This is a genomic window from Hyalangium gracile, from assembly GCF_020103725.1.
In the GTDB taxonomy this organism is placed as follows: Bacteria; Myxococcota; Myxococcia; order Myxococcales; family Myxococcaceae; genus Hyalangium; species Hyalangium gracile.
On the sequence record NZ_JAHXBG010000032.1, the window covers coordinates 23,767 to 44,354 of the forward strand.

Genomic DNA, 20,588 nt, shown 5'->3' on the forward strand with positions numbered 1-20,588 from the left:
CATGCTGGCCTCTCGGCTCACGGAGCTGCGCTCGCGGCTGGATGCGCTCCAGCAGGACGCCGCCCGCCCCACGGGCATGGTGGGCTGGGCGCTCGGGCTGATGGCTCCCGGCGAGGTGGACCTCGCGTTCCCCACGATCGCGGCGCTGGATCGCGAGCTGGATCGGGTGGGCGTCCACACCCTGGCGGACGCGCACCTGCTGCGCTCGCTCGGGGTGAGCAAGGGCAGGGCGGGCCAGCTCGCCGAGGCGCTGGAGGCCCGGGCGAGCGAGGCGCTGGAGGAGTTCGAGGCCCGCCTGCGCCTGGTGGAGCGCGCGCGTCGTGCCGGCGAGATGCCCGCCGGAGCGAGGACGACGCTGGAGCGGGCCTTCGTGCAGCTGGCGCGCGTGGTGAAGGTGGCGGACGTGTTCGCCGCCTCGCCGCGAGCCCAGCCGCCGCCCTTCGAGATCCTCCCGCGCAGCGGCTACTCCTGGCAGGGGCGAGCGCCCAACAGCGCGCGCATGGCCATCGCCGAGTTCCTCGCGGAGCGGGCGCGCGAGAACGTGGACGATGTGGTCCAGAAGCGGCGCGATCTCGACCTGGCCCACGAGATGCTGCTGCGGCTGGGCTCGGACCATGATCGGGATCGAGGCGTGGTGCTCCGCCGCGAGGTGGTGGAGGCGCGCGAGCGCACCCGGGCCACCCCGAACGTGCGCTCGCTGCAAGAGCTGGTGAAGCACGTACGCCATACCGCCCGCCGCTCGCCGGGGGAGGCCTACAAGTCCCTCAAGGGGCTCTATGAGCGCGCCCTGGAGGCCGGGGATGCGCGGCTGGCCGCGACGGCCCGCTCGGCGCTGGAGCCCATGCTGCCCTCGGAGGGGCGGATGCGGGCCATGCTCGAGCAGGCCGAGCGCCAGGAGCTGTCCCGCTGGTTTGGCGAGAAGCCCCGCGCGATGGAGCAGGGAGAGGTGGAGCAGGGGCTCCAGGAGAAGGACGCGAAGAAGTCCCACGCGGACGACATCCTGGCGGACCTGGCCTTCTCGCTCGATCCCGAGCAGCTCGCGGCCTTCGAGCTGGCGGCGGGGTGCGCCCGCTACTTCGACGTGGAGGACACGCTCTCCGAGGAGATCGTCCAGGCGGACACCCAGGCGCTCAGGCCCATCCGCAAGCGCGTGCCGTACCCCACGCAGATGATGAACTTCGAGACGACGGGCAGCCTCCACGAGGTGCACGAGTTCGTCGTCACCGATCCCCGGATGCTCGTCTACGATCTGGCCGCCAACCGGCAGATGGTGCGCGCCTACATGGAGGAGGAGCCGCCACCCAGGCCCAAGAAGATGAAGCGCACCGCCGTGCGCGTCTACGTGCTGGATGCCTCGGGCTCCATGCACGGCGCCCGGGCCCGCTTCCGCGACGCCATCATCATCGCCGAGCTCAACAACCTGCGCGCCAAGGCCCGCCAGGGGCTGCCCTTCGATCCGTTGTACTTCTCCTTCTTCAACGACTCGCCCACCGAGCTGTCCCGCGTGGACACCGCCGCCGAGGCCACCCGGCAGATCGAGAAGCTCTTCCGCCACTCGCCCGCCGAGGGCCAGACGGACATCACCCTGGCGCTCATGGCGGCGTTCGACTCCATCCGAGCGGCGCAGGGCAGGGACCCGTACCTCGCCCGGGCCACCGTGGTGCTCATCACCGACGGCGAGGATCGGGTGGACATGGAGCTCATCCGCCGCACCCGCGCTCCGGTGGACTCGCTCACCATCGCGCTGAGCTTCATCTCGCTGGGCGAGGAGAACTCGGACCTCAAGTCCCTGGTGCAGGAGCAGCGCTCCCAGGGCGGCCGAGCCTTCTACCACCACCTCTCCGACGAGGAGATCCTGTGGGCGCGCACCGAGTTCGACGCGCCCTGGCGCACGCTGCTCCCCCATGACGCGCCCGAGACGCCCGAGAACCTGGAGGCGCTCTGGCCGCACCTGGAGGCCCTGGAGGCCCTGGCCTCCAAGAGCCGGGCGGTCACCGCGACGGTGGCGGTGGAGGCCTCCTTCGACGCGCTCTTCCCGGAGGAGCCCCCGCAGGCCCCCGCTCGCGAGCCCATCGGCAAGGACGTGCTGGCGCGGGTGGCGGACATCCTGGACGCCATCTCCGAGGCCGCCTCGCTGGCGCCCGCCGACCGCCGCGCCACCGAGAGCGTGGTGCTGCTCCAGCACCTGCTGGGCGTCTACCAGCTGACACCCGCGAAGTACCTGGCGGCCCTGGCCGCGGGAGGAAAGTCCCTCCAGGAGAATCTCGCGAGGCTTCGCCTCCTCTGCCGTCCGTTCGGGTAGGCTTCGGCCCCGGACATGCCCTTCTGGTTCTGGCGCAAGAAGAAGGAGAGCAAGAAGCCCGCGGATCCGCTGGCGGCCTTCGATCAGCTGATCGAGGACCTGGAGCGCCAGGGGGCCGAGGTCCGCAAGTCCGCCGCCACGCTGCTGGCGCTCAAGGGCGAGCTGACGCGCTCGGTGGAGCGCTACTCGCGCCGGATCGCGGACATCACCGAGCGCTACGAGGTGGCCAGCTCCCGCAGCGACGTGAAGGCCATGCAGGTGCTCAAGCGCGATCGGGAGCAGGCGGAGACCCTGCTCAAGACCACCCAGGACTCCCTGGAGCGCGTGGAGCCGGACGCGCGCCTGCTGCTGGAGGCCGCCAACGAGGTGGGCTCGCGCGTCCAGGAGCTGCGCACCGAGCGCCAGAGCGCCTCGGCGCGGCTGGTGGCGGGCACGCTCGTCAGCGGCACCATGCGCGAGCAGGTGGAGCGCATCGAGAAGGTGCTCGCGGTGGACGCGGCCCGGGACGAGATCGAGCGGGCCCACCAGCTCGCGGAGATCTACCGCGAGGAGCGCGGGGCAGGGGAGAAGGCGGAGTAGCCCACGCCCCAGGCCAGGTCGCTAGGTCCGGCGCGCCGTCTGGTGCAGCTCCAGGACGATGTTGCCGCCCTTGAAGAGGCGCACCGCGCCCGACGTCTGGCTCACCACCAGCGAGATGCAGTGCGTGGTGGAGGTGATGCCGGCCGCCGCCGCGTGCCGGGCTCCGAGCCCCAGCGGGATCTTCAGGTTCTCGTCCCCCGCGGACAGGTAGCGGCCCGCGGCCAGCACCACGCCGTCCTCGCGGATGACGAACGCCCCGTCCAGCACGGAGAAGTTCTTGATGGCCTCGCGGATCTTCGGATCCAGCACGTTGCGCTCGGCCTCGGACAGCCCCTGGAACGGGTTGATCGTCAGCTGCCGGCTCTTCTCCAGCACGCTCGTGTGGTCGCCGATGGTGATGATCGTCCCGATGGGGTGTCCCTCGAAACCCTCCTGGCCGATCTGCAGCGCCAATTGGATGAGCGCGTCCACCACCTGCGAGTTGAACTCCTCGCCCAGCTTCACGCCCTCGATGGCCACCCGGTCGTCCAGCGAGCCGCCGATGCGCATCTGCATCAGCGTGTCCGGCGCCCGGCCTACCTTGCCCGTCATGCACAGCACCAGGTCCCCCTCCTTGAACGCTCCCTGGGAGAGCGCCGAGACGAGGGCTACCTTCACGCGCTCCGTCCGCGAGTAGTCGTACGCGGGAATCACCAGCGCGCGCATCTTCCGGGCCATGAACTCCTGCGCGAGCTTGTCCAGCGTCACCGCGTAGATCAGCTTCTTGCGCGCCGGCCGCCCCCGGAGGTCCTCCGGGGCAATGGGCACGTCGCAGATGTAGAGGAAGTGATCGACGTCATTCCTGGCCGCCAGGGAGAGGGCCGAGCGCAGGAACTCCCGGTCGAACTTCGAACTCTCGCTCACCGTGTTGCTCCTCTCTCCCCACCTCTATGACGAATGGGCACCTTGACACTACGGTCCATGTGAATAAAGCTTTCGGGCCTTTTTTTTAGGGGGACGGGGTCGTTTTTCTCGCCCATCGGAGCGAAGGCCGTGAACCAGAAAGATCTCAAGCGGTACAAGAAGATGCTCGAGGACAGCAAGACCGCGCTGCTCGAGAGTGCGAAGAAGACCCTGGTGGAGGAGTCCAGCTTCGATACGGATGACCTTCCGGACGAGATTGACCAGGCTTCCTCCGAGTACGCCCAGTCGATGGTGTTCCGGCTCCGCGACCGCGAAAAGTTCCTGCTCCAGAAGATCGAGAAGGCGCTCCAGCGCATCGAGGACGGCACCTTCGGCATCTGCGAGCGCTGCGAGGAGGACATCTCTCCCAAGCGCCTGGAGGCCCGGCCCGTCACCACGCTCTGCATCCGCTGCAAGGAAGAGCAGGAGAAGAAGGAGCGCTCCTACGGCTGAGCCCCGGGAGCTCCGGGCCGCGTGACGCCTCGCGCCGCGCGGCCCGCCCGAGCCTCACACCATCGCCTGGATCTCCACTCGCAGCAGCTGGCGGCCGATGAGGAAGTGGTCGCCGTTGTCCACGAAGGTGGGGCCCGCCAGGCGGATGAACGTGCCGTTGGACGAGCCGACGTCCCGCACCATGAGCTGATCCTTGCGGACCGTGAGGACGGCGTGGCGCCCGGACACGAAGCCATCGGTCGGGAAGGTGATGTCGCCATGCTCCCGACCCAGCAGGTTGTCCCCCTCCTTGAGCGGGAAGGCCGCGCCGCGCATGCCGCCCTCGAGGAACTGCACCAGACGCAGCCGGTAGCCCGCGTCGGGCGAGCCCCAGATCTGCGCGCCGCCCGGCCCCATGGACGCCGCGGGGATGGGCTCGAGCACCAGCCGCTGCCGGCCCAGCCGCAGCTCGCCGCCGGTGGTCAGCTCCCGCTCCTGGCGCAGGCGCACGAAGACGCCGTTGGCCCCTCCCACGTCCTCCACCGCCAGCCGGACGCCGGAGAAGAAGAACCGGGCCTGCTCGGGCATGACGAAGGGGTCATCCGGCAGCCGCAGGTCCCCCTGCTGGCCGCAGGTGAGCGTGTCCCGCGTCATCCGGACCACGGACTCCGGGCCGCCGTCGGCCCGGACGACCCTCAAGGAGACCTGGGGGCGCGGAGCAATCTGGGACACCGCCATCACCAGCGTCCCCGAGCGCATGGGAGCGCCACAGGACTGGCAGATGGAGGCGTCGTCGGGGTTCTCTGCGTCGCAGCGAGGGCAGAAGGTCATGGCCAGGCTCCCCCCTCATATCAAGGCCCGGGCGAGGTTGCTCGCTCTGCGAGCACGGCTTGATGCAGACCCGAGCAACGTGTTGAACTCGGGATTCCACTTCGTACGACCCTGAGACGGAACACGCCTTGCGCTGCCCCACCTGTGGCACAGACGCTGGAGAAACTTCGAGGTACTGCCCTTCTTGCGGGTCGACCCTCGTGCGCTCCGCGTCGGATGGTGATGAGTACATCGGCCAGACGCTCGCGAAGAAGTACCGGGTGGAAGCCCTGATTGGCGAGGGCGGCATGGGCAAGGTGTACCGCGCCCGCCAGCTCGCCCTGGACAAGCAGGTGGTGCTCAAGGTGCTGCGGCAGTCGCTGCTGTCGGACGAGCGCACCGTGGCCCGCTTCCAGCGCGAGGCCAAGGCCGCCAGCCGCCTCAACCACCCCAACTCCATCAGCATCCTGGACTTCGGCCAGGCCGAGGACGGCGCGCTCTTCATCGCCATGGAGTTCGTCCCCGGGCAGGACCTGCACCAGGTGCTCAGCCGGGAGTGGCCGCTGCCCGAGTCGCGCGTGGTGCGCATCGTCAGCCAGGTGCTCTCCGCGCTCTCGGACGCCCACGGCGCCGGCGTCATCCACCGCGATCTCAAGCCCGAGAACATCATGGTGGAGCAGCGCCGCAACGAGCCGGACTTCGTGAAGGTGCTGGACTTCGGCATCGCGAAGATCACCGACTCCTCGGGCGAGGACGTGCCGGCGCTCACGCGCGCGGGCTTCGTGTGCGGCACCCCCGAGTACATGTCTCCGGAGCAGGCGCGTGGCGCGCAGCTCGATCACCGCTCGGACCTGTACGCGGTGGGCGTCATCCTCTACCAGCTCACGACGGGGCTGCTGCCCTTCGAGTCCGACTCCGCAGTGGGCTTCGCCACCAAGCACCTCACCGAGGAGCCGCCGCCGCCCAGCCGGCGCCGTCCGGACGCTCGCATCTCCCCGGCCATGGAGCGGCTCATCCTCCGCGCGCTCTCCAAGGACCCCAACGATCGGCCGGCCAACGCGGAGGCCTTCAAGGCGGAGCTGCTCGCGGTGCTGGATCGCGAGCGCAGGCGCGTGGAGCAGACCGCCCGTCGGGTCGCGGCCGCCCAGGCGCCCGCGCCGATGTCCTCGCCCGTGCTCGCGCCCATTCCGCGCCGGGCGACGGGGGGCAGCCACCTGTCCACGCAGCCGCGCACCGATCCCGGCTGGGGCGCCAACGAGCCCACGGTGGAGGCCACCGTCCGCGCGGTGCCCGAGCTGATGCAGACGATGCAGAACCCGATGCCCACCACCAGCGACAGGACGGAGGCCGTCGTGCCGACCGCCCGGGAGGACGAGGGCGGGTTCGGCTTCTTCAAGGCGCTCACCATCACCCTGCTGCTGGCCGCGCTGGCGATCGCCGCGTACTACTACTACACCAACTTCGGAGCGGGGGCTCCGGCCGGGGCGTTCGCTCCGCTTCCGGACAACGCTCCGGTGCCGAACCAGAGCAACAAGGTGCAGACCGCCGGGCCCGATCTCACCCCGCTCTACGAGCAGGAGATCCCCGTCCAGAAGCGGAACGCGGCGGAGGCGCGCGTCGCGGAGCAGGAGGGGGACCGGCAGGTCTCTCGCGGCCTGCTCTTCATGGCGGCCACCCAGTACCGCAAGGCCTTCCAGGCCGATCCGAGGCCGGATCTGGCCCTCAAGCTTGGTGAGATCTACTGGCTGCGCAAGGAGCCCGAGGAGGCGCGCCGCTGGTGGGATCGCCACCTGAGGGATCTGCCTGCCTCCAAGGCCAAGGACTACATCACGCAGACGCTCAAGAGCGCGGCGGCCATGCCCATGCCGCCGCCGGAGTGAGCCGCGGGCCCGGCCTCAGCCCAGCAGCTCCACCTGGAACACGTGGTTCCCGATGCGGACGCGGTCTCCCGAGCGCAGCGGGCGCTCGGTGCCCGGGGCGATGCGCACGTAGGTGCCCAGGCCGCCCGACAGATCCCTCAGCATGGCGCCGGTGGCGGTCGGGCTGAGCTCGCAGTGCCGGCCGGCGAGCCCCTCGTCCTGCGGGAAGCTGAAGTCACAGTGCGCCTGGCCGATGGTGAGCAGCGCGGTGGCCGCCACCACGGCTCGGCCCGCACGCCCGCCCACGAGGATCTCCTCCACCGCGTAGATGGCCTGGCCGAGCGGCACCGGAGCGCCATAGATGACCGGCTGCCCGGACTGGGCGATGGGGATCTCGATGCGGCCGCTGAAGCGGAACAGCCGCGCACCGGCGCTGAAGTGCGTCCGGGGCGTGATGGCCTCGGTGCCCGGGATGGTGACGAAGACGCCCGAGGCGCTGTTCTCGTCCCGGACGAAGAGGGCGCCGTCCTTCACCAGGAAGGTCGCGTGCAGGGCGGAGACGAACACATCCTCCTGCAGGAGGATGGCGCCGCGGCTGCGGCCCACCACGCAGCCGGTGACGGGGAGCTTGTAGCGCTGTCCCCGGGTGGCTCCGGCCACGACGGTGAGCCCGAACCGGGAGGCGGCGGGAGGCTGGCGACCGGCGGCGGGAGCGCCCGCGGGAGCAGGTGCACCCACGGGCGGCGCGGCCGGGGCCGCCACGGGCTGGGCAGCGGGCGCGGCCACCGGCATGGGGGCCGCTCGGGGCATGGGAGCGTCGGGAACGGGGGGAGGGGGCCGCTCGCCTGGCACGGGAGGAGCCGGGCGTGGCGCTGGCCCGCTCCTGGGCGGCGGAGCGTCCGCGAGCTGGGGACGCACCCCGGAGGGCGGGTGGGGGGCAGGCCGGGCCGTACCTACAGGGGACATGTTCGGCACGGGCGGACCCGGCCGGGCTCCCTCCACGGGGATGCCCCCGGCCCCACTGGGAGGAGGCGTCCGGGCGGAGGGCCGGAGCCCGGGCGGCACGGCCTCGCCCGGGCGGGGCACCGGGGGGCCACTGTCGGGACCGCGCGCGGGAGCGGGAGCGGGCCGAGGCGTCGCCCCGGGGGGAATGGCGGGCCGCTGCCCGGTGGCCGGGCGGGGAGGCGCGGCTCGAGGGCCCGGCGCCTCGCTCACGGAGGCCCCACACTGCGCACACACCGTCGAACGGGACGGATTGTAGCCGTCACAGTTCGGGCAGACCACGGCGAGAGCGGACAGCAGGAGCTGTGACATGGGCGAGGGCGACTTTAGGGGTGCGTAAAGAAGGGGTGCAAGCTCAACAGAGAGAACCTGCGACGTTGCCCCCTCTGACTGCGAAAGTTACGATTGGCTTCTGCATCTTCATGATTCGCCTCAACGACATCCTCCAGCGGGTTGCCTCCTATCACCCGGACCCCGACCTGGACATCATCAAGAAGGCGTACGTCTACTCGGCCAAGGTGCATCAGGGCCAGCTCCGTAAGTCTGGGGAGCCCTACCTGATCCACCCGCTCGAGGTCGCCGGCATCCTGGCCGAGCTCAAGCTCGACGAGGCCTCGATCGTCACGGGTCTGCTCCATGACACCATCGAGGACACCCTGGCGACCGCCGAGGAGCTCACCGAGCTGTTCGGCCCGGAAGTGGCCCAGCTCGTGGACGGCGTCACCAAGCTCTCCAAGTTCTCGGCCTCCGCCACCCTCTCCCAGGAGGAGAAGCAGGCGGAGAACTTCCGGAAGATGATCATCGCGATGGCGCAGGACATCCGCGTCATCCTGGTGAAGCTGGCCGACCGCACGCACAACATGCGGACCCTGGACCACATGTCCGAGGAGAAGCAGGCCCGCATCGCCCAGGAGACGCTGGACATCTACGCCCCCCTGGCCAACCGCCTGGGCATCAGCTGGATCAAGATCGAGCTGGAGGACTTGTCCTTCCGCTACGTGAAGCCCCAGGAGTTCTTCAACCTCCAGGAGAAGCTGAACAAGCGCAAGAAGGAGCGCGAGAAGTACATCGACGACACCGCCGCCATCATCCGCACCAAGCTGGAGGAGCGCGGGCTGAAGGGCGATGTCTCCGGCCGCTTCAAGCACGTCTACAGCATCTACAAGAAGATCAAGCAGCAGGGCATCGACTTCGATCAGATCCACGACATCATCGCGTTCCGGATCCTCATGCCCACGCTGCCCTCGTGCTACGAGGCGCTGGGGCTGGTGCACCAGCTGTGGAAGCCGGTGCCGGGGCGCTTCAAGGACTTCATCGCGATCCCCAAGCCCAACATGTACCAGTCGCTGCACACCACGGTGATCGGCCCGCTGAGCGAGCGCGTGGAGGTGCAGATCCGCACCCCGGAGATGCACAAGATCGCCGAGGAGGGCATCGCGGCGCACTGGGCCTACAAGGAGGGCAAGGTCCTCATCTCCAAGGACGACGAGAAGTTCGCCTGGCTGCGCCAGCTCATGGAGTGGCAGCAGGACCTGAAGGACCCCAAGGAGTTCCTCGAAACCGTCAAGGTCGACCTCTTCACCGACGAAGTCTTCGTCTTCACCCCCAAGGGCGACGTGAAGAGCCTGCCGCGCGGGGCCACGCCGGTGGACTTCGCCTACGCCATCCACTCGGACGTGGGCGGGCGGTGCGTGGGCGCCAAGGTGAACGGGAAGATCGTCCCGCTGCGCTACAAGCTGAAGAACGGGGACATGGTGGAGGTGCTCACCAGCCCCCAGGCGCACCCGTCCAAGGACTGGCTCACCTTCGTCAAGACGAGCCGCGCCCAGCAGCGCATCCGCAACTTCATCAAGCAGCAGCAGCGCGACAAGAGCCTGCAGCTGGGGCGCGAGCTGGCCGAGCGCGAGCTCAAGCGCTACCAGTTCAACCTCAACAAGCTGACGAAGAACGGCGAGCTGAAGAAGGCCGCCGAGGAGCTGGGCTACCGCATCGAGGACGATCTGCTGGTGGCCATCGGCTACGGCAAGGTGACGCCTCAGCAGCTGGCCCAGCGCCTGGTGCCGCAGGAGAAGCTGGCCTCCGAGGAGCGGCCCTCGCCGAGCAACAACGGCACCAACGGGGACGGCAGCGGCTCCTCCATGCTGCCGGGCCTGTCCAAGGTGACGGACCTGGCCAAGCGCCTGGTGGGGCGCACCAGCCGCAGCGGCGTGCAGATTGGCGGCGTGGACGACGTGCTCGTGCGCTTCGGGCGCTGTTGCAACCCCGTGCCTGGCGATCCCATTGCTGGCTTCATCACCCGCGGGCGCGGCGTCACCGTCCACACGGACAAGTGCGAGAAGGCGCTCGCCACCGATCCGGAGCGCCGCGTCGATGTCTCCTGGGACGTGCGCGGCGACTTCAAGCGCCCCGTCACCCTGCGCGTGCTCACCGCGGACCGGCCGGGCCTGCTGGCCGACATCTCCAACACCTTCTCCAAGAAGGGCGTCAACATCTCCCAGGCCAACTGCCGGGCCACGGGGGATGATCGCGCGGTGAACACCTTCGAGGTGACGATCTCGGACCTCAAGCAGCTCACCGAGTTGATGCGCGCCATTGAACGTCTCAACGGCGTGCACTCCGTCGAGCGCATCTGAGCGCCGGGCGCTCGGGGATTCGTGTTAGAGCCACCCTCGGACCGCGGCCGGCGGACGGCCGCCTTACCCCGAGGTGTCTCCATGGCACGCAGAGCCATCCACTCCGACAACGCCCCCCAGGCCATCGGCCCCTACTCGCAGGCCATCCAGGTGGAGGCCGGGAAGATGACGTTCCTGTCCGGGCAGATCCCCCTGAACCCGAAGACGATGGAGATGGTGCAGGGTGACGCGGCCACCCAGGCCGAGCAGGTGATGCAGAACCTGAAGGCCGTGCTGGCCGCCTCCGGGCTCGACTTCTCCCACGTGGTGCGCTGCACCATCTTCCTCACGGACCTGGGCGACTTCGCCAAGGTGAACGAGGTGTATGGCCGCTACTTCCCCTCGGCCCCGCCGGCCCGCGCCACGGTGCAGGTGTCCGCGCTGCCTCGCGGCGCCAAGGTGGAGATCGACGCCATCGCCGTGTCCTGAGCGGGCGCCCGCAAGCACAGAGGCCGCCGGACCTCGCGGGTCCGACGGCCTCGGAGACTTCAGGACGGCGGTGAGGACTACTTCGCGTCCTTGGCCACCGCGCCGCCCTCGGCCTTCTTCAGCTCCTCATCGATGACCCGCTTGAAGTTCTCGAAGGGCTGGGCGCCCACGAAGGTGCGGCCGTTGATGAAGAAGGTGGGGGTGCCGTTGGCGCCCACGCGGGTGCCCTCGGCGGAGTCCGCGTCGATCAGCGCCTTGAACTTGTCGCTGTCCAGGGCCTGCTTGAACTTGCCCATGTCCAGCTTGAGCTCCTCGGCGTACTTCTCGAGCGAGGCGCGATCCAGGGCCCGCTGGTTGGCGAACAGCTTGTCGTGCATCTCCCAGAACTTGCCCTGCTCGTGAGCGGCCATGGAGGCGGCGGCCGCCAGGCGCGCGTTGGCGTGGAAGGGCAGCGGCTGGTGCTTGAAGGCGATGCGGACCTTACCCTTGTACTGCTCCTCGATCTGCTTGAGCGTCGGACCGACGCGGCCGCAGAAGGGGCACTCGAAGTCGGACCACTCGACGATGGTGACCGGGGCGTTGGCGGGGCCCTTCGACGGGGCCTGGCCCACCTCGATCTTCTGCACCGGGGGCTCGGCCGGGGCGGCCGGCTCGGACGGAGCCGGAGCGTTGGACGCCGACTCCATGATCTTCGCGTAGAGGTTCTCCAGCTTCACGCCGCTGGAGAGCAGCTTGTCGGCCTTGCCGATCTCCTCGTCGATGACCTGCTTGAAGCTCTCGAAGGGCTGGGCGCCCACGAGCTGGCGGCCGTTGATGAAGAAGGTGGGGGTGCCGTTGGCGCCCACCGCGCTACCGGCGGCGGAGTCCGCGTCGATCTTCGCGCGGAACTTGCCGCTGTCCATGGCCTGCTTGTACTTGCCCATGTCCAGCTTGATCTCCTGGGCGTACTTGTCGAGCGAGGCGCGATCCAGGGCCTTCTGGTTGGCGAAGAGCTTGGCGTGCATCTCCCAGAACTTGCCCTGCTCGTGGGCGGCGAGGGCGGCCTCGGCGGCCGGCTTGGCGTTCTGGTGGAAGGGCAGCGGCTGGTTGCGCCACACGATGCGCACGTCCTTGCCGTACGTCTCGCGGACCTTCGTCAGCGTGGGCTCCACGCGGCTGCAGAAGGGGCACTCGAAGTCGGACCACATGACGATCGTCACCTTGGCGGCCTTCTCGCCATGGCTGGGGGCGTCGACGGGGGCCTCGACCTTGCGCGGGCCGGAGGGCTGCTCACGGGCGGCCGGCTGCGGCGGGGCGGCGCGCGTCTGGCCCTTCTCGATGATGGCGGCGTAGACCTGACCGGGCTTGATGCCGCTCTTGACCATGCCCTCGGCCTTGGTCAGCTCCTCGTTGATGATGGCCTTGAAGTTGTCGATGGGCTGCGCGCCGGAGAGCAGGCGGCCGTTGATGAAGAAGGCCGGGGTGCCGTTGGCGCCCAGCTGGCCGGCCAGGGCCTGATCCCGGTCGATGATCTGCTGGTACTTGGGGTTGGTGATGTCCTTCTTCCAGCGGGCCATGTCCAGGCCGATCTCCTGGGCATACTTCTCGAGGTCAGCGTCCTCGAGCGCGCGGCTGTTGGCGAACAGCTTGCCGTGCATCTCCCAGTACTTGCCCTGCTCACCGGCGGCCATGGCCGCGATGGCGGCGGGCTTGGCGCGGGGGTGGAAGGACAGCGGGTTCTGCTTCATCACCACGCGGAGCTTGTTGCCGTACTCCTCGCGCAGCTTCTCCACGGTGGCGTGGGCGCGGGAGCAGAAGGGGCACTGATAGTCGGAGAACTCGACGAGCGTCACCAGGGCGTCGTCGCTGCCCAGGCGGGCGGAGTCCTCGAGAGGAACCTTGAACACGGTGGGATCGGCCTGGCGCGAGGGCTTCGCGGCCTGACTGGGCGCCGAGGGCGCGGCGGCCGCCTGCACGCTGCCGCTGTCACTGCTCTTACCAGGGCCGGTGGCAGCCTTGCCACCAAAGAACCCGAGCACCAGCCCCACGACCAGGGCCACGATTACATTGGCTTTCATTTTTTGGTTCTGCTCCTTCCGTCTCAGGTCCGTACTGTGCGTGGCGGCCCCGGGCGGGGAAAGGAAGGCGGGCTAGATAACAGAGGGAAATCCGGCCACGCAAGCCGAGCCGCCATTCCGCCGGCAGCTTTCCCACCTCTCCTAGGGTGCCGGAAACACGATGCTTTTCCGGTAAATTCCTCGATGACGCGCCACCCCTGGCGCATGCCAGAGTCGCGATCATGGAAGCGGCCGTACGCGTGGACACCTCCGGGGCCGCCTGCCCGGTACCCATCCTGGAGATCGCCAAGGCCATCCGGCGGGTGCCGGCGGGCACCGTGGTGGAGTTGATCTCCACCGACCGGGGCCTGGAGGCGGATCTGCCCGCCTGGTGCGAGGCCACCGGACACACGCTCCTGCGCATGGAGCGCCGGGGAGCGAGCTACGTCGGGTGGGTGCGCAAGGCGGGGGAGGTTCCAGGAATCCACGGGCCGTAGTGACGCCAGGCCGCCGGGAGTTTCAAAGAATTTGCAGGACGCGCTCTTCGAGCCGCTGGCCCCGATGTACGCCCAGGATGAGGACCCCTGTCTGGAGCAGGTGGCCGACGGTGCGGCTGATCACCTCCTCGGGCTTGTGGGCCTGGCCGTCGAAGCGGACCAGGAGCACGCCGGGGGACTCCAGCTTCGCGGAGAGGACGCCGGGCAGCTGGGTGAGCTCCGGAGGGATGATCTCCCCGCGGGCGATCTGCACCCGGAACTCGGCGCCCTGGCCGGTCAGCTCGGACATGGTCCCGGCCTTGGCGACGGTGCCCCGGTCGAGGATGGCCGCCGCGTCGCACAGCTCCTCCAGCTCCTGGAGGTTGTGGCTGGAGACGACCACCGTCTGCTTGCCCTTCATGTCGCGGATGATCTGGCGCACCTGGCCGGCGACGCGCGGGTCCAGGCCGGCGGTGGGCTCGTCCAGGAGCACCAGCGGGGGCTGTCCCATGAGCGCCTGGGCCATGGCGGTGCGCTTGGCCATGCCGTGGGAGAGGGCCTCGGTGGCCGTCATCCAGGACTCGGCCAGGCCCACCCGCTCGAGCGCCTCGCGGGCCTCGCGCTCGGGCTGGGGCAGGCCGGACAGGCGCGCCCAGTACGTCAGGAGCGCGCCGATCTTCCAGCCCGCCGGGAGGATGGCGTCCTGAGGCAGGGCGCCGAGCTTTCCCTTCAGGGCACCTGGGGACGCGGGGTTCACGCCCATGACCTTGAGGGTGCCCTCGGAGGGGTGGAGGAAGCCGCACATCATCGAGAAGGCGGTCGTCTTGCCGGCGCCGTTGGGGCCGATGAGGCCGTACACCTGCCCCTGGGGGATGGAGAGGGTGACGGCGTTGACGGCCACCTTGGGGCCGAAGCGCTTGGTGACGTGGGAGAGCTCGATGGCGGGATCGCTCACAGGTCCCTCGCGCGCAGGACGGCGTAGGAGCCGCCCAGGAAGATGACGGTGAAGCAGGCGTAGGCCAGGGCGCTGAGGCCGAACTCACTGGCCACCGGGCTCAGCAGGTTCCCCGAGTAGTACGAGGGAGCCAGGTAGCGGATGTTCACGAGGAACGACTTGCCCTCGGAGTACCAGCCGATGAACTCCATCAGCAGGAAGGACATGACGAGCATGAAGTTGAAGACGAGGCTCACGCCCGAGGTGCGGAAGAGGCTCGAGCAGAAGATGGTGATCGCCACGTAGGCCAGCGCGAACACCAGGGTGGCCAGCCACACCTTGAGGAGGCTCAGCACCATGGCGGCGAAGGTGAAGTTGGGGTGGGCGAAGCGGGCGTAGATGAAGAGGCCCACGTCGATGACGAACACCAGGCCCACCAGCAGGGAGGACTGGACGAGGAACTTGCCCAGCAGCACGGAGGACACCCGCGCGCGCACGGTGAGGTAGCGGATGGAGCGCGAGCCCACCTCTCCGCTGATCTGATCGAAGCCCATGAGGGCCACGTACACGGGCAGGAACCAGAGCGTGATCTTGAAGATCCACGCCACGTCCGGGGGCATCTGCTCCAGCGCCTCCATGCCCTCCATGTTCATCCGGGTCTGGTTGGCCACGAAGCTCGCCGCGAGCAGGACCACCAGGGAGAACATGCCGTAGAGGCCGAGCAGCACGAGCGTGCGGGCGCTGCGCACGGCCCGAAGGGTCTCGGCGCTCCAGACCACCGCGATTTCTTTCAATCCGTCCAAGGTGCCGGGCACCCTAGTCAAATCTTCAGTGTCCAGGCCAGTTTCCGCTACTCCGAGAGCAGCCGAGGAGGCGGACGTGGACAGGCTCCGCCAGAGATCTAGGATCGGGCCCAGCTCATGCCGGACTCCCGCCACCTTCTCGCCGCGTTGCTTCTTCCTCTCGCCCTGGTGCTCGGGGCGATGGGGACTGCCACGGGGGCCGCCGAGGCTCCGCAGGCCCCCGAGGGGGGCTCATTGGACGCCGGGACGGCGGATGCCGGGGTGGGGGCGCCGGATGCCGGTGTCGTGGAGCTGGGCCTGGTGCCGCCCCAGCCGGTGCCTTCGCGCAAGGATGCCCCGCCCATTACCAGGTTGCGCTCGCTGAACCGCAAGGAGGATCTGCTGTCGCGGGCGAAGCTCCGTCGGGACGGGCGGCTCGTCGTGCCGGGGCCCGAGGGCGAGGCGACGCTCACCATCGATGCCTCGCTGCAGGAGCAGCTGACGCGCATCATGAAGGACTACCAGGTGCCCTATGGGGCGGCGGTGGTGATGGAGCCGTCCACGGGGAAGGTGCTGGCGCTGGCGGAGCACTCGGAGGCCCAGCCGGATGTGCGGGGGCTCACGACGCGCGCGGTGTTCCCCGCGGCGAGCATCTTCAAGATCGTCACGGGCGGCGCGCTGCTGGAGGCGGGGGTGTCTCCGGACGAGGAGGCCTGCTTCCACGGCGGCAAGCGGCGGCTGAACGAGCGGCTGCTGGAGGACAGCGAGCGGGACGGGGCGTGCTACTCGCTGGCGGCGGCCATGGGGAAGAGCGCCAACGTCGTCTTCGCGAAGATGACCAAGAAGTACCTGGCGGCGGACACGCTGCGGCGGATGGCGGCTCGGCTGCGGTTCAACCGGCCCATTCCTTTCCCCATCCCCACCGACGTCTCGCTGGCTTCCATCCCGGACGATGAGTTCGAGCTGGCCAACACCGGGGCGGGCTTCGGGGACGTGTACCTCTCTCCGCTGCATGGAGCGGCGCTGGCGGCGGCCTCGGCCACGGGCGTGTGGCGGGACCCGGTCCTCTTCGAGCCCGGGCCGGGCGTGGCTCCTCCCGAGGGTGAGCAGGTGCTCACGCCCGAGGTTCAGAGTGCCCTGGAGGAGATGCTGGAGCAGACCGTCACGAACGGAACGGCGCGGCGCATCTTCCGCGAGCGGGCCTTCCGGGTGCCGGGAGCGGTGGGCAAGACGGGCACGCTGGCGGACAAGAATCCGTTCCGCGACTACTCGTGGTTCGTCGGCTACGCGCCGAAGGACAACCCGCGTGTAGCGGTGGCGGCGATCGTCGCCAATGATCCGCTCTGGCGGATTCGCGGTACCTGGCTCGGGCGCGAGGCGATGCGTCTGGCGCTGGAGCGGCTGCCCGCGCCGCCGAAGGCCGTGGCGGCGAAGACGGCGCCCCCGAGCGTGGAGCCGGCGGTGGCCGAGAGCGCGTCTCCGGCGGCTGCCGCGCCTGCCGTGGCCGAGAAGGTGCCTGCGACTTCCGCTGGTGAGGTCGTTGCTGGCAAGTCGGTGTCGACTTCCGCGGAGCCGGTCGTGGCCGAGAAGGCAGCTTCGTTGTCCGTCGAGCCCGCGGTGGCTCGGGAGGCGACGCCGTCGTCTGTTCAGCCGGCTGTGGCGGGAAAGGCGACGCCGTCGTCCATTCAGCCCGCGGTGGCCAGGCCCACGCCTCCGTCACCCGAGGGCCAGGATGAGGGCGACGAAGCGCTGGAAGAGGGGACCGTGGAGATGACGGCGCCCGCCGGGAACGCCGGGCCAATCACCCATTAGCTGTCGTTGGCGCGCTGGAGCGCCTGCTCCAGCCAGGCTCTGTGGGAGAAGATGCTCGTGAACACGGACATCCTTCCCCCGTCCCGTGTCTGCGCACCGATGGAGACGATGCCGACGAGGACTCCGGGCGCGGACTGCTTGACGCATGCTCCACCGCTATCCCCAGTGCCCGTATGCGAGGCCGCCGTGCCATCGGCGCGGCGCTGTTCCTCTGCTCTGAAGACGACGCTTCCTGTTTCCAGTGTGAAGACCCGCGTCACCTTGTTGTCGCCGTATCGGCGGTGCCCGTAGAGCAGGTAGGCCTCCCCAGTCCCAAAACCGGCCATGGTGATGGCATCCCCAACCTGGACTTCGGATGTAGGAAGCAAGAGGGGCTGAAAATCGAGTTCCACGGGCTCGTTCAAGAAAATAGCCGCGAGATCCGCGTTGCTCCAGACGGTTTCTGTTCTTCCTGCTCTGAGCCCCGTGAGCACTTCCAGGTCCGGATGCGCGACGATTTCATTGCCCGCGTACTCCAAGGTCTGGGCGCTCGGTCGTCCCTTGGGGGATGAGCCGTAAGCCACCGTTGTCACGATCGTGCTCTGTGCGCACGGCGAGTGCTTGTCGATGATTTCAGTGAGAGTCACCCCACGGAGCTCCTCGGCTCGTGATCGGCTCCTTTGGGTGCCGCGCCGACGGGGGCGCGTGTTGGAGGAGGCCTGCGGCTGCTGATCTCCAGGCGTGGGAGGGCGTGACCAGCAGACGCAGTGTCCCGCGGTGAGTACGAGACGCGGGTGGATGAGCAAGCCGGTGCAGGGCTTGTAGGAGATGGCTCCTTTCGGGGTGGTGAAGACCGTCGAGATCTTCACCGCCGGTAGGAACCGGTTGGTCGTGTCCGTTGCCCCTGGTGCCACGAGCAAGATGCCCTGCGGGAACAGGTCATCTGGTGGGACAGAATCGAAGGATGGCTCCGTTGTCGGAGGCGCACTCGCTAGGCATGCAGCCTGCGTCACCCACGTCAGTGCGATCACCAGGTAGATGGGCGCCCCTCCGCGTCGATTTGCCCAGGTCATGGCGTGGGTGCTCTCTGTCCCGCCAGACGGATCTCCTCTACGAGCCACTCTCGATAGTGAGGAATGCTCGTGAACGTTGGAGCCTGCCCGAGTCCCCGATTCGAGATGCCCAGCAGCTCAGATCCTTGGTCGGTCTCTCGCAGGCAAGGGCCTCCCGTGTCCCCTTTGTAAGAAGAGGAGTCGGGTGATCCGAACAAGACGTTCTTCCTGTCTGGCTCCAGCAACTCTCGAACTTCCTCTCGGCTGAAGCGTCGCGTTCCATCCCCACTCGAGAGTTCTTCGATGTACCCATAGCCCACCACGGCCAGGAACTCGCCGACCGTGGCTTCGGCGTCCGCCAATCGGACGGGCAGAATGTTCTTCTGCACGGGGTCGTCCAGCCGAATGATGGCCAGGTCGGCGTGATGGACTGCGGCACGCCCCCATTCATCCAGCTGGACCTCGAACCGTGGATGGGGACGGACGTCTCCTTGGTACTCCACGAACCAGGACTCCACGCCCTTTCGGTGCGTCAGCGGTTCATACATGTGAGTGACGACCGCGGCTCTGCTCGCGCAGTCCGAAGCATCCATCCGGATGGCTCTCTCGAGACCTGCTCGAGAGTCCTGGTGCGGTCTGCACACGCATTGGCCCGCCGTGAGCACGAGCTGTGGGGTGAGGAGCACGCCCGCACATCCTCTGTAGCGGGATTGGCCCGGAGGGGAGAGAGCATAGACGGCCACCGTCGAGGGATAGCGGTTGGTGTCATCTGCTTCGCCGATCAACACGTCCCCTTGGAGGCTGGGCCGCAGCTCTCGAGGCGGGAGTGGGGGAGAGCTCTTTGCGGTCGTGCTCTCGATTTGAGGCTCCTTGGGCGTCGAGCACCCACGACAACCTGGTGAAGCCAGGGAGAGAGCTGTCACCAGTGCCAGCAGGGCTCGAGAGCGATGCACGTGTTCGCTTCAGCGCGGGTTGAGCTTCACGAAGCCGCTGTCCACGAAGCCCTGGAAGTACTTCAGCGCGTCCAGCTCGTGCAGCGGCGAGACGCGGACGATCGCCGCCACGTCCCGCTTACCGTCGATGCGCGACAGCAGGTAGCGCTCCGGCGCGCTCAGCGCCATCGTCTTCAGCTGCGCCTGCGGCACCTGCAGCGCCGGCACCTGCGGCGGATCCATCAGCACCAGCCGCAGCGCCTCCAGCAGCCCCGTCTCCGCTTCCTTCAGCAGCTCCGCCGTCTCCGGCGAGGGCGCCATCTCGTGCGCCCGGCGCGCCAGCACCTCGCCGTCCCGGAAGTTCAGCCCGTCCAGGAACATGCGCGCCGCCTGGACCACCTCGTCCACCGAGGACTCCGAGCCGATGATCTGCGGCGCCGGCTCCTCGGCCACCGGCGGGGGCGTGGCCTCCTCGCGCACCTTCACCGCGTCCCGCCGGTACAGCGCGTACAGCCGCTGGTACAGGTAGAAGTCCGAGGCGTGCAGCGCCAGCGCCATCTCGTCGATCGTCAGCCCGTCCTTGATGAGCTGCACCAGGCGCTCGTCCATGCTGCCCGGCTGCCGCGGCTCGGCCAGCCGCTTCTCGTCCACCGTCAGCCGCGCCTTGCCCGACGGGAACGCCGCCCGGATGGCCTCCCACGCCGTCTCCCGGAACTCCCCCTCGCGGTGGATGTCCAGCAGGTCCACCCGCACATCCAACCCCTCCAGCCGGTTGGACACCTCCACCACCTCGAACTGGAACTCCCCCTCCGGCCACTGGAAGGCGTCCAGCAGCATCTCCCGGAACTTCAGGCTCAGCATGCTGAGCACCGTCGCCTCCGCGACGATCCCCTTGATGACCAGGATCTTCCCCAGCCGGAAGTCCGTCTCCCGCTGGGCCTCGAAGGCCCGGCCGAGCTGGTCCTCCGTCAGGTGCCCCATGTTGATGAGGAACTGACCCAGGTATTCTCGGGGCTGGTTCGAGCTGGCGCTGATCACCGCGCCCTCGCTCAACGTCAGCTCCTTGAACACACCCCCGCGCTGGACCAGGAGCTTGCCGGAAACCCGACGGTTGCCCAGGTAGTTGACGACGTCCTTGAGGGGCATCGTCGAAAAGTCTCCTGACAGGCCGTGCATCGCTGCGCATCCTGCATCGCCATGAAGGTGGATATCTACTCGAAACCCTCCTGCTCGCTCTGTGACGAGGCGATCACCGTCGTGGAGCGGGTGCGTGCCCGTATCCCCTTCGAGCTACGGGTCATCAGCATCCTGGAGGATCCTGCGGGCATGTTGGCCTGGCGCTACGACATCCCCGTGGTCCTCATCGACGGGCAGGTGGCCTTCAAGCACCGGGTGGACGAGGCCGCCTTCGAGGCCTGGCTGCGAAAGGCCCAGGGTGGCACAGAGGTTGCTCCTCTCCGCGCCCAAGATGAGTAACGCGGTGCCCTTCTCCAGGAAGTTCAAGGGGATGGGTAGGGCAGGTCGGGGCGCAGGACTGTAAATCTGGGTGCGACGGCGA

18 protein-coding genes and 1 pseudogene are annotated in these 20,588 nt (G+C 68.7%); 9 read left to right on the forward strand and 10 right to left on the reverse strand.

The features are described 5' to 3' along the window. Nucleotide 1 precedes the first annotated feature (1 nt). Nucleotides 2–2,302, forward strand: coding sequence for a vWA domain-containing protein (locus tag KY572_RS40560; RefSeq protein WP_224249110.1), 2,301 nt, complete (start codon nt 2–4; stop codon nt 2,300–2,302). Nucleotides 2,303–2,317: 15 nt separating this feature from the next. Next, nucleotides 2,318–2,881, forward strand: a complete 564-nt coding sequence (locus KY572_RS40565) for a PspA/IM30 family protein (RefSeq protein ID WP_224249111.1) — start codon at nt 2,318–2,320, stop codon at nt 2,879–2,881. A 21-nt stretch (nt 2,882–2,902) separates the two neighbouring features. Here the strand turns inward: KY572_RS40565 and KY572_RS40570 are convergent, their stop codons facing one another. After that, complete coding sequence (locus KY572_RS40570; protein ID WP_224249112.1) at nt 2,903–3,784, reverse strand: DNA integrity scanning protein DisA nucleotide-binding domain protein; 882 nt, start codon at nt 3,782–3,784, stop codon at nt 2,903–2,905. 129 nt (nt 3,785–3,913) lie between these two features. On the opposite strand from KY572_RS40570, the gene KY572_RS40575 reads away from it, so the two are divergent. Beyond that, the gene (locus KY572_RS40575; protein WP_044191746.1) at nt 3,914–4,276 is read left to right on the forward strand and encodes a TraR/DksA family transcriptional regulator; all 363 of its coding nucleotides are present in this window, start codon (nt 3,914–3,916) and stop codon (nt 4,274–4,276) included. Nucleotides 4,277–4,330: 54 nt separating this feature from the next. On the opposite strand, the gene KY572_RS40580 is transcribed toward KY572_RS40575, so the two are convergent. Beyond that, nucleotides 4,331–5,086, reverse strand: a complete 756-nt coding sequence (locus KY572_RS40580) for an FHA domain-containing protein (RefSeq protein ID WP_224249113.1) — start codon at nt 5,084–5,086, stop codon at nt 4,331–4,333. Nucleotides 5,087–5,286: 200 nt separating this feature from the next. On the opposite strand from KY572_RS40580, the gene KY572_RS40585 reads away from it, so the two are divergent. Then, entirely contained in the window at nt 5,287–6,945 is a 1,659-nt protein-coding gene (locus tag KY572_RS40585) for a serine/threonine-protein kinase (RefSeq protein WP_224249114.1), read from the forward strand. A 15-nt stretch (nt 6,946–6,960) separates the two neighbouring features. On the opposite strand, the gene KY572_RS47540 is transcribed toward KY572_RS40585, so the two are convergent. Next, nucleotides 6,961–7,734, reverse strand: a complete 774-nt coding sequence (locus tag KY572_RS47540; protein WP_263452385.1) for an FHA domain-containing protein — start codon at nt 7,732–7,734, stop codon at nt 6,961–6,963. Between the two features lie 614 nt (nt 7,735–8,348). Between KY572_RS47540 and KY572_RS40595 the strand changes: the two genes are divergently transcribed. After that, nucleotides 8,349–10,559 (forward strand): RelA/SpoT family protein, encoded by a 2,211-nt coding sequence (locus KY572_RS40595; RefSeq protein WP_224249116.1) that lies wholly within the window; start codon nt 8,349–8,351, stop codon nt 10,557–10,559. An 81-nt stretch (nt 10,560–10,640) separates the two neighbouring features. After that, nucleotides 10,641–11,027: a RidA family protein gene (locus KY572_RS40600; protein WP_224249117.1), complete on the forward strand. Its 387-nt coding sequence runs from the start codon at nt 10,641–10,643 to the stop codon at nt 11,025–11,027. A 77-nt stretch (nt 11,028–11,104) separates the two neighbouring features. Here the strand turns inward: KY572_RS40600 and KY572_RS40605 are convergent, their stop codons facing one another. Beyond that, nucleotides 11,105–13,084, reverse strand: a complete 1,980-nt coding sequence (locus KY572_RS40605) for a DsbA family protein (RefSeq protein WP_224249118.1) — start codon at nt 13,082–13,084, stop codon at nt 11,105–11,107. 221 nt (nt 13,085–13,305) lie between these two features. On the opposite strand from KY572_RS40605, the gene KY572_RS40610 reads away from it, so the two are divergent. After that, nucleotides 13,306–13,560, forward strand: coding sequence for a sulfurtransferase TusA family protein (locus KY572_RS40610; protein WP_224249119.1), 255 nt, complete (start codon nt 13,306–13,308; stop codon nt 13,558–13,560). A 22-nt stretch (nt 13,561–13,582) separates the two neighbouring features. Here KY572_RS40610 and KY572_RS40615 read toward each other — a convergent pair whose 3' ends face one another. After that, the gene (locus tag KY572_RS40615; RefSeq protein ID WP_224249120.1) at nt 13,583–14,494 is read right to left on the reverse strand and encodes an ABC transporter ATP-binding protein; all 912 of its coding nucleotides are present in this window, start codon (nt 14,492–14,494) and stop codon (nt 13,583–13,585) included. Beyond that, on the reverse strand, nt 14,491–15,276 hold the full coding sequence (locus KY572_RS40620; RefSeq protein ID WP_407660099.1) for an ABC transporter permease: 786 nt from the start codon (nt 15,274–15,276) through the stop codon (nt 14,491–14,493). The genes KY572_RS40615 and KY572_RS40620 overlap by 4 nt, the downstream gene beginning before the upstream one ends. 117 nt (nt 15,277–15,393) lie before the next feature. On the opposite strand from KY572_RS40620, the gene KY572_RS40625 reads away from it, so the two are divergent. Continuing rightward, entirely contained in the window at nt 15,394–17,067 is a 1,674-nt protein-coding gene (locus KY572_RS40625) for a penicillin-binding transpeptidase domain-containing protein (protein ID WP_224249122.1), read from the forward strand. On the opposite strand, the gene KY572_RS48280 is transcribed toward KY572_RS40625, so the two are convergent. From KY572_RS48280 to KY572_RS40640, 4 genes and pseudogenes are all read right to left on the reverse strand, one after another. Then, on the reverse strand, nt 17,064–17,693 hold the full coding sequence (locus KY572_RS48280) for a trypsin-like serine protease (RefSeq protein WP_407660100.1): 630 nt from the start codon (nt 17,691–17,693) through the stop codon (nt 17,064–17,066). The two genes, KY572_RS40625 and KY572_RS48280, sit on opposite strands and share 4 nt — an antisense overlap. A gap of 63 nt (nt 17,694–17,756) precedes the next feature. Further along, nucleotides 17,757–18,119: pseudogene (locus KY572_RS48285) on the reverse strand (trypsin-like serine protease); the annotation flags it as partial. Further along, nucleotides 18,116–19,051 (reverse strand): trypsin-like serine protease, encoded by a 936-nt coding sequence (locus KY572_RS40635; protein WP_317987969.1) that lies wholly within the window; start codon nt 19,049–19,051, stop codon nt 18,116–18,118. The gene KY572_RS40635 and the pseudogene KY572_RS48285, both read right to left, overlap by 4 nt. Nucleotides 19,052–19,060: 9 nt before the next feature. Continuing rightward, nucleotides 19,061–20,206, reverse strand: a complete 1,146-nt coding sequence (locus tag KY572_RS40640; protein ID WP_224249125.1) for a DUF4388 domain-containing protein — start codon at nt 20,204–20,206, stop codon at nt 19,061–19,063. A 21-nt stretch (nt 20,207–20,227) separates the two neighbouring features. Between KY572_RS40640 and KY572_RS40645 the strand changes: the two genes are divergently transcribed. Then, complete coding sequence (locus KY572_RS40645) at nt 20,228–20,506, forward strand: glutaredoxin family protein (RefSeq protein WP_224249126.1); 279 nt, start codon at nt 20,228–20,230, stop codon at nt 20,504–20,506. Nucleotides 20,507–20,588 lie beyond the last annotated feature (82 nt).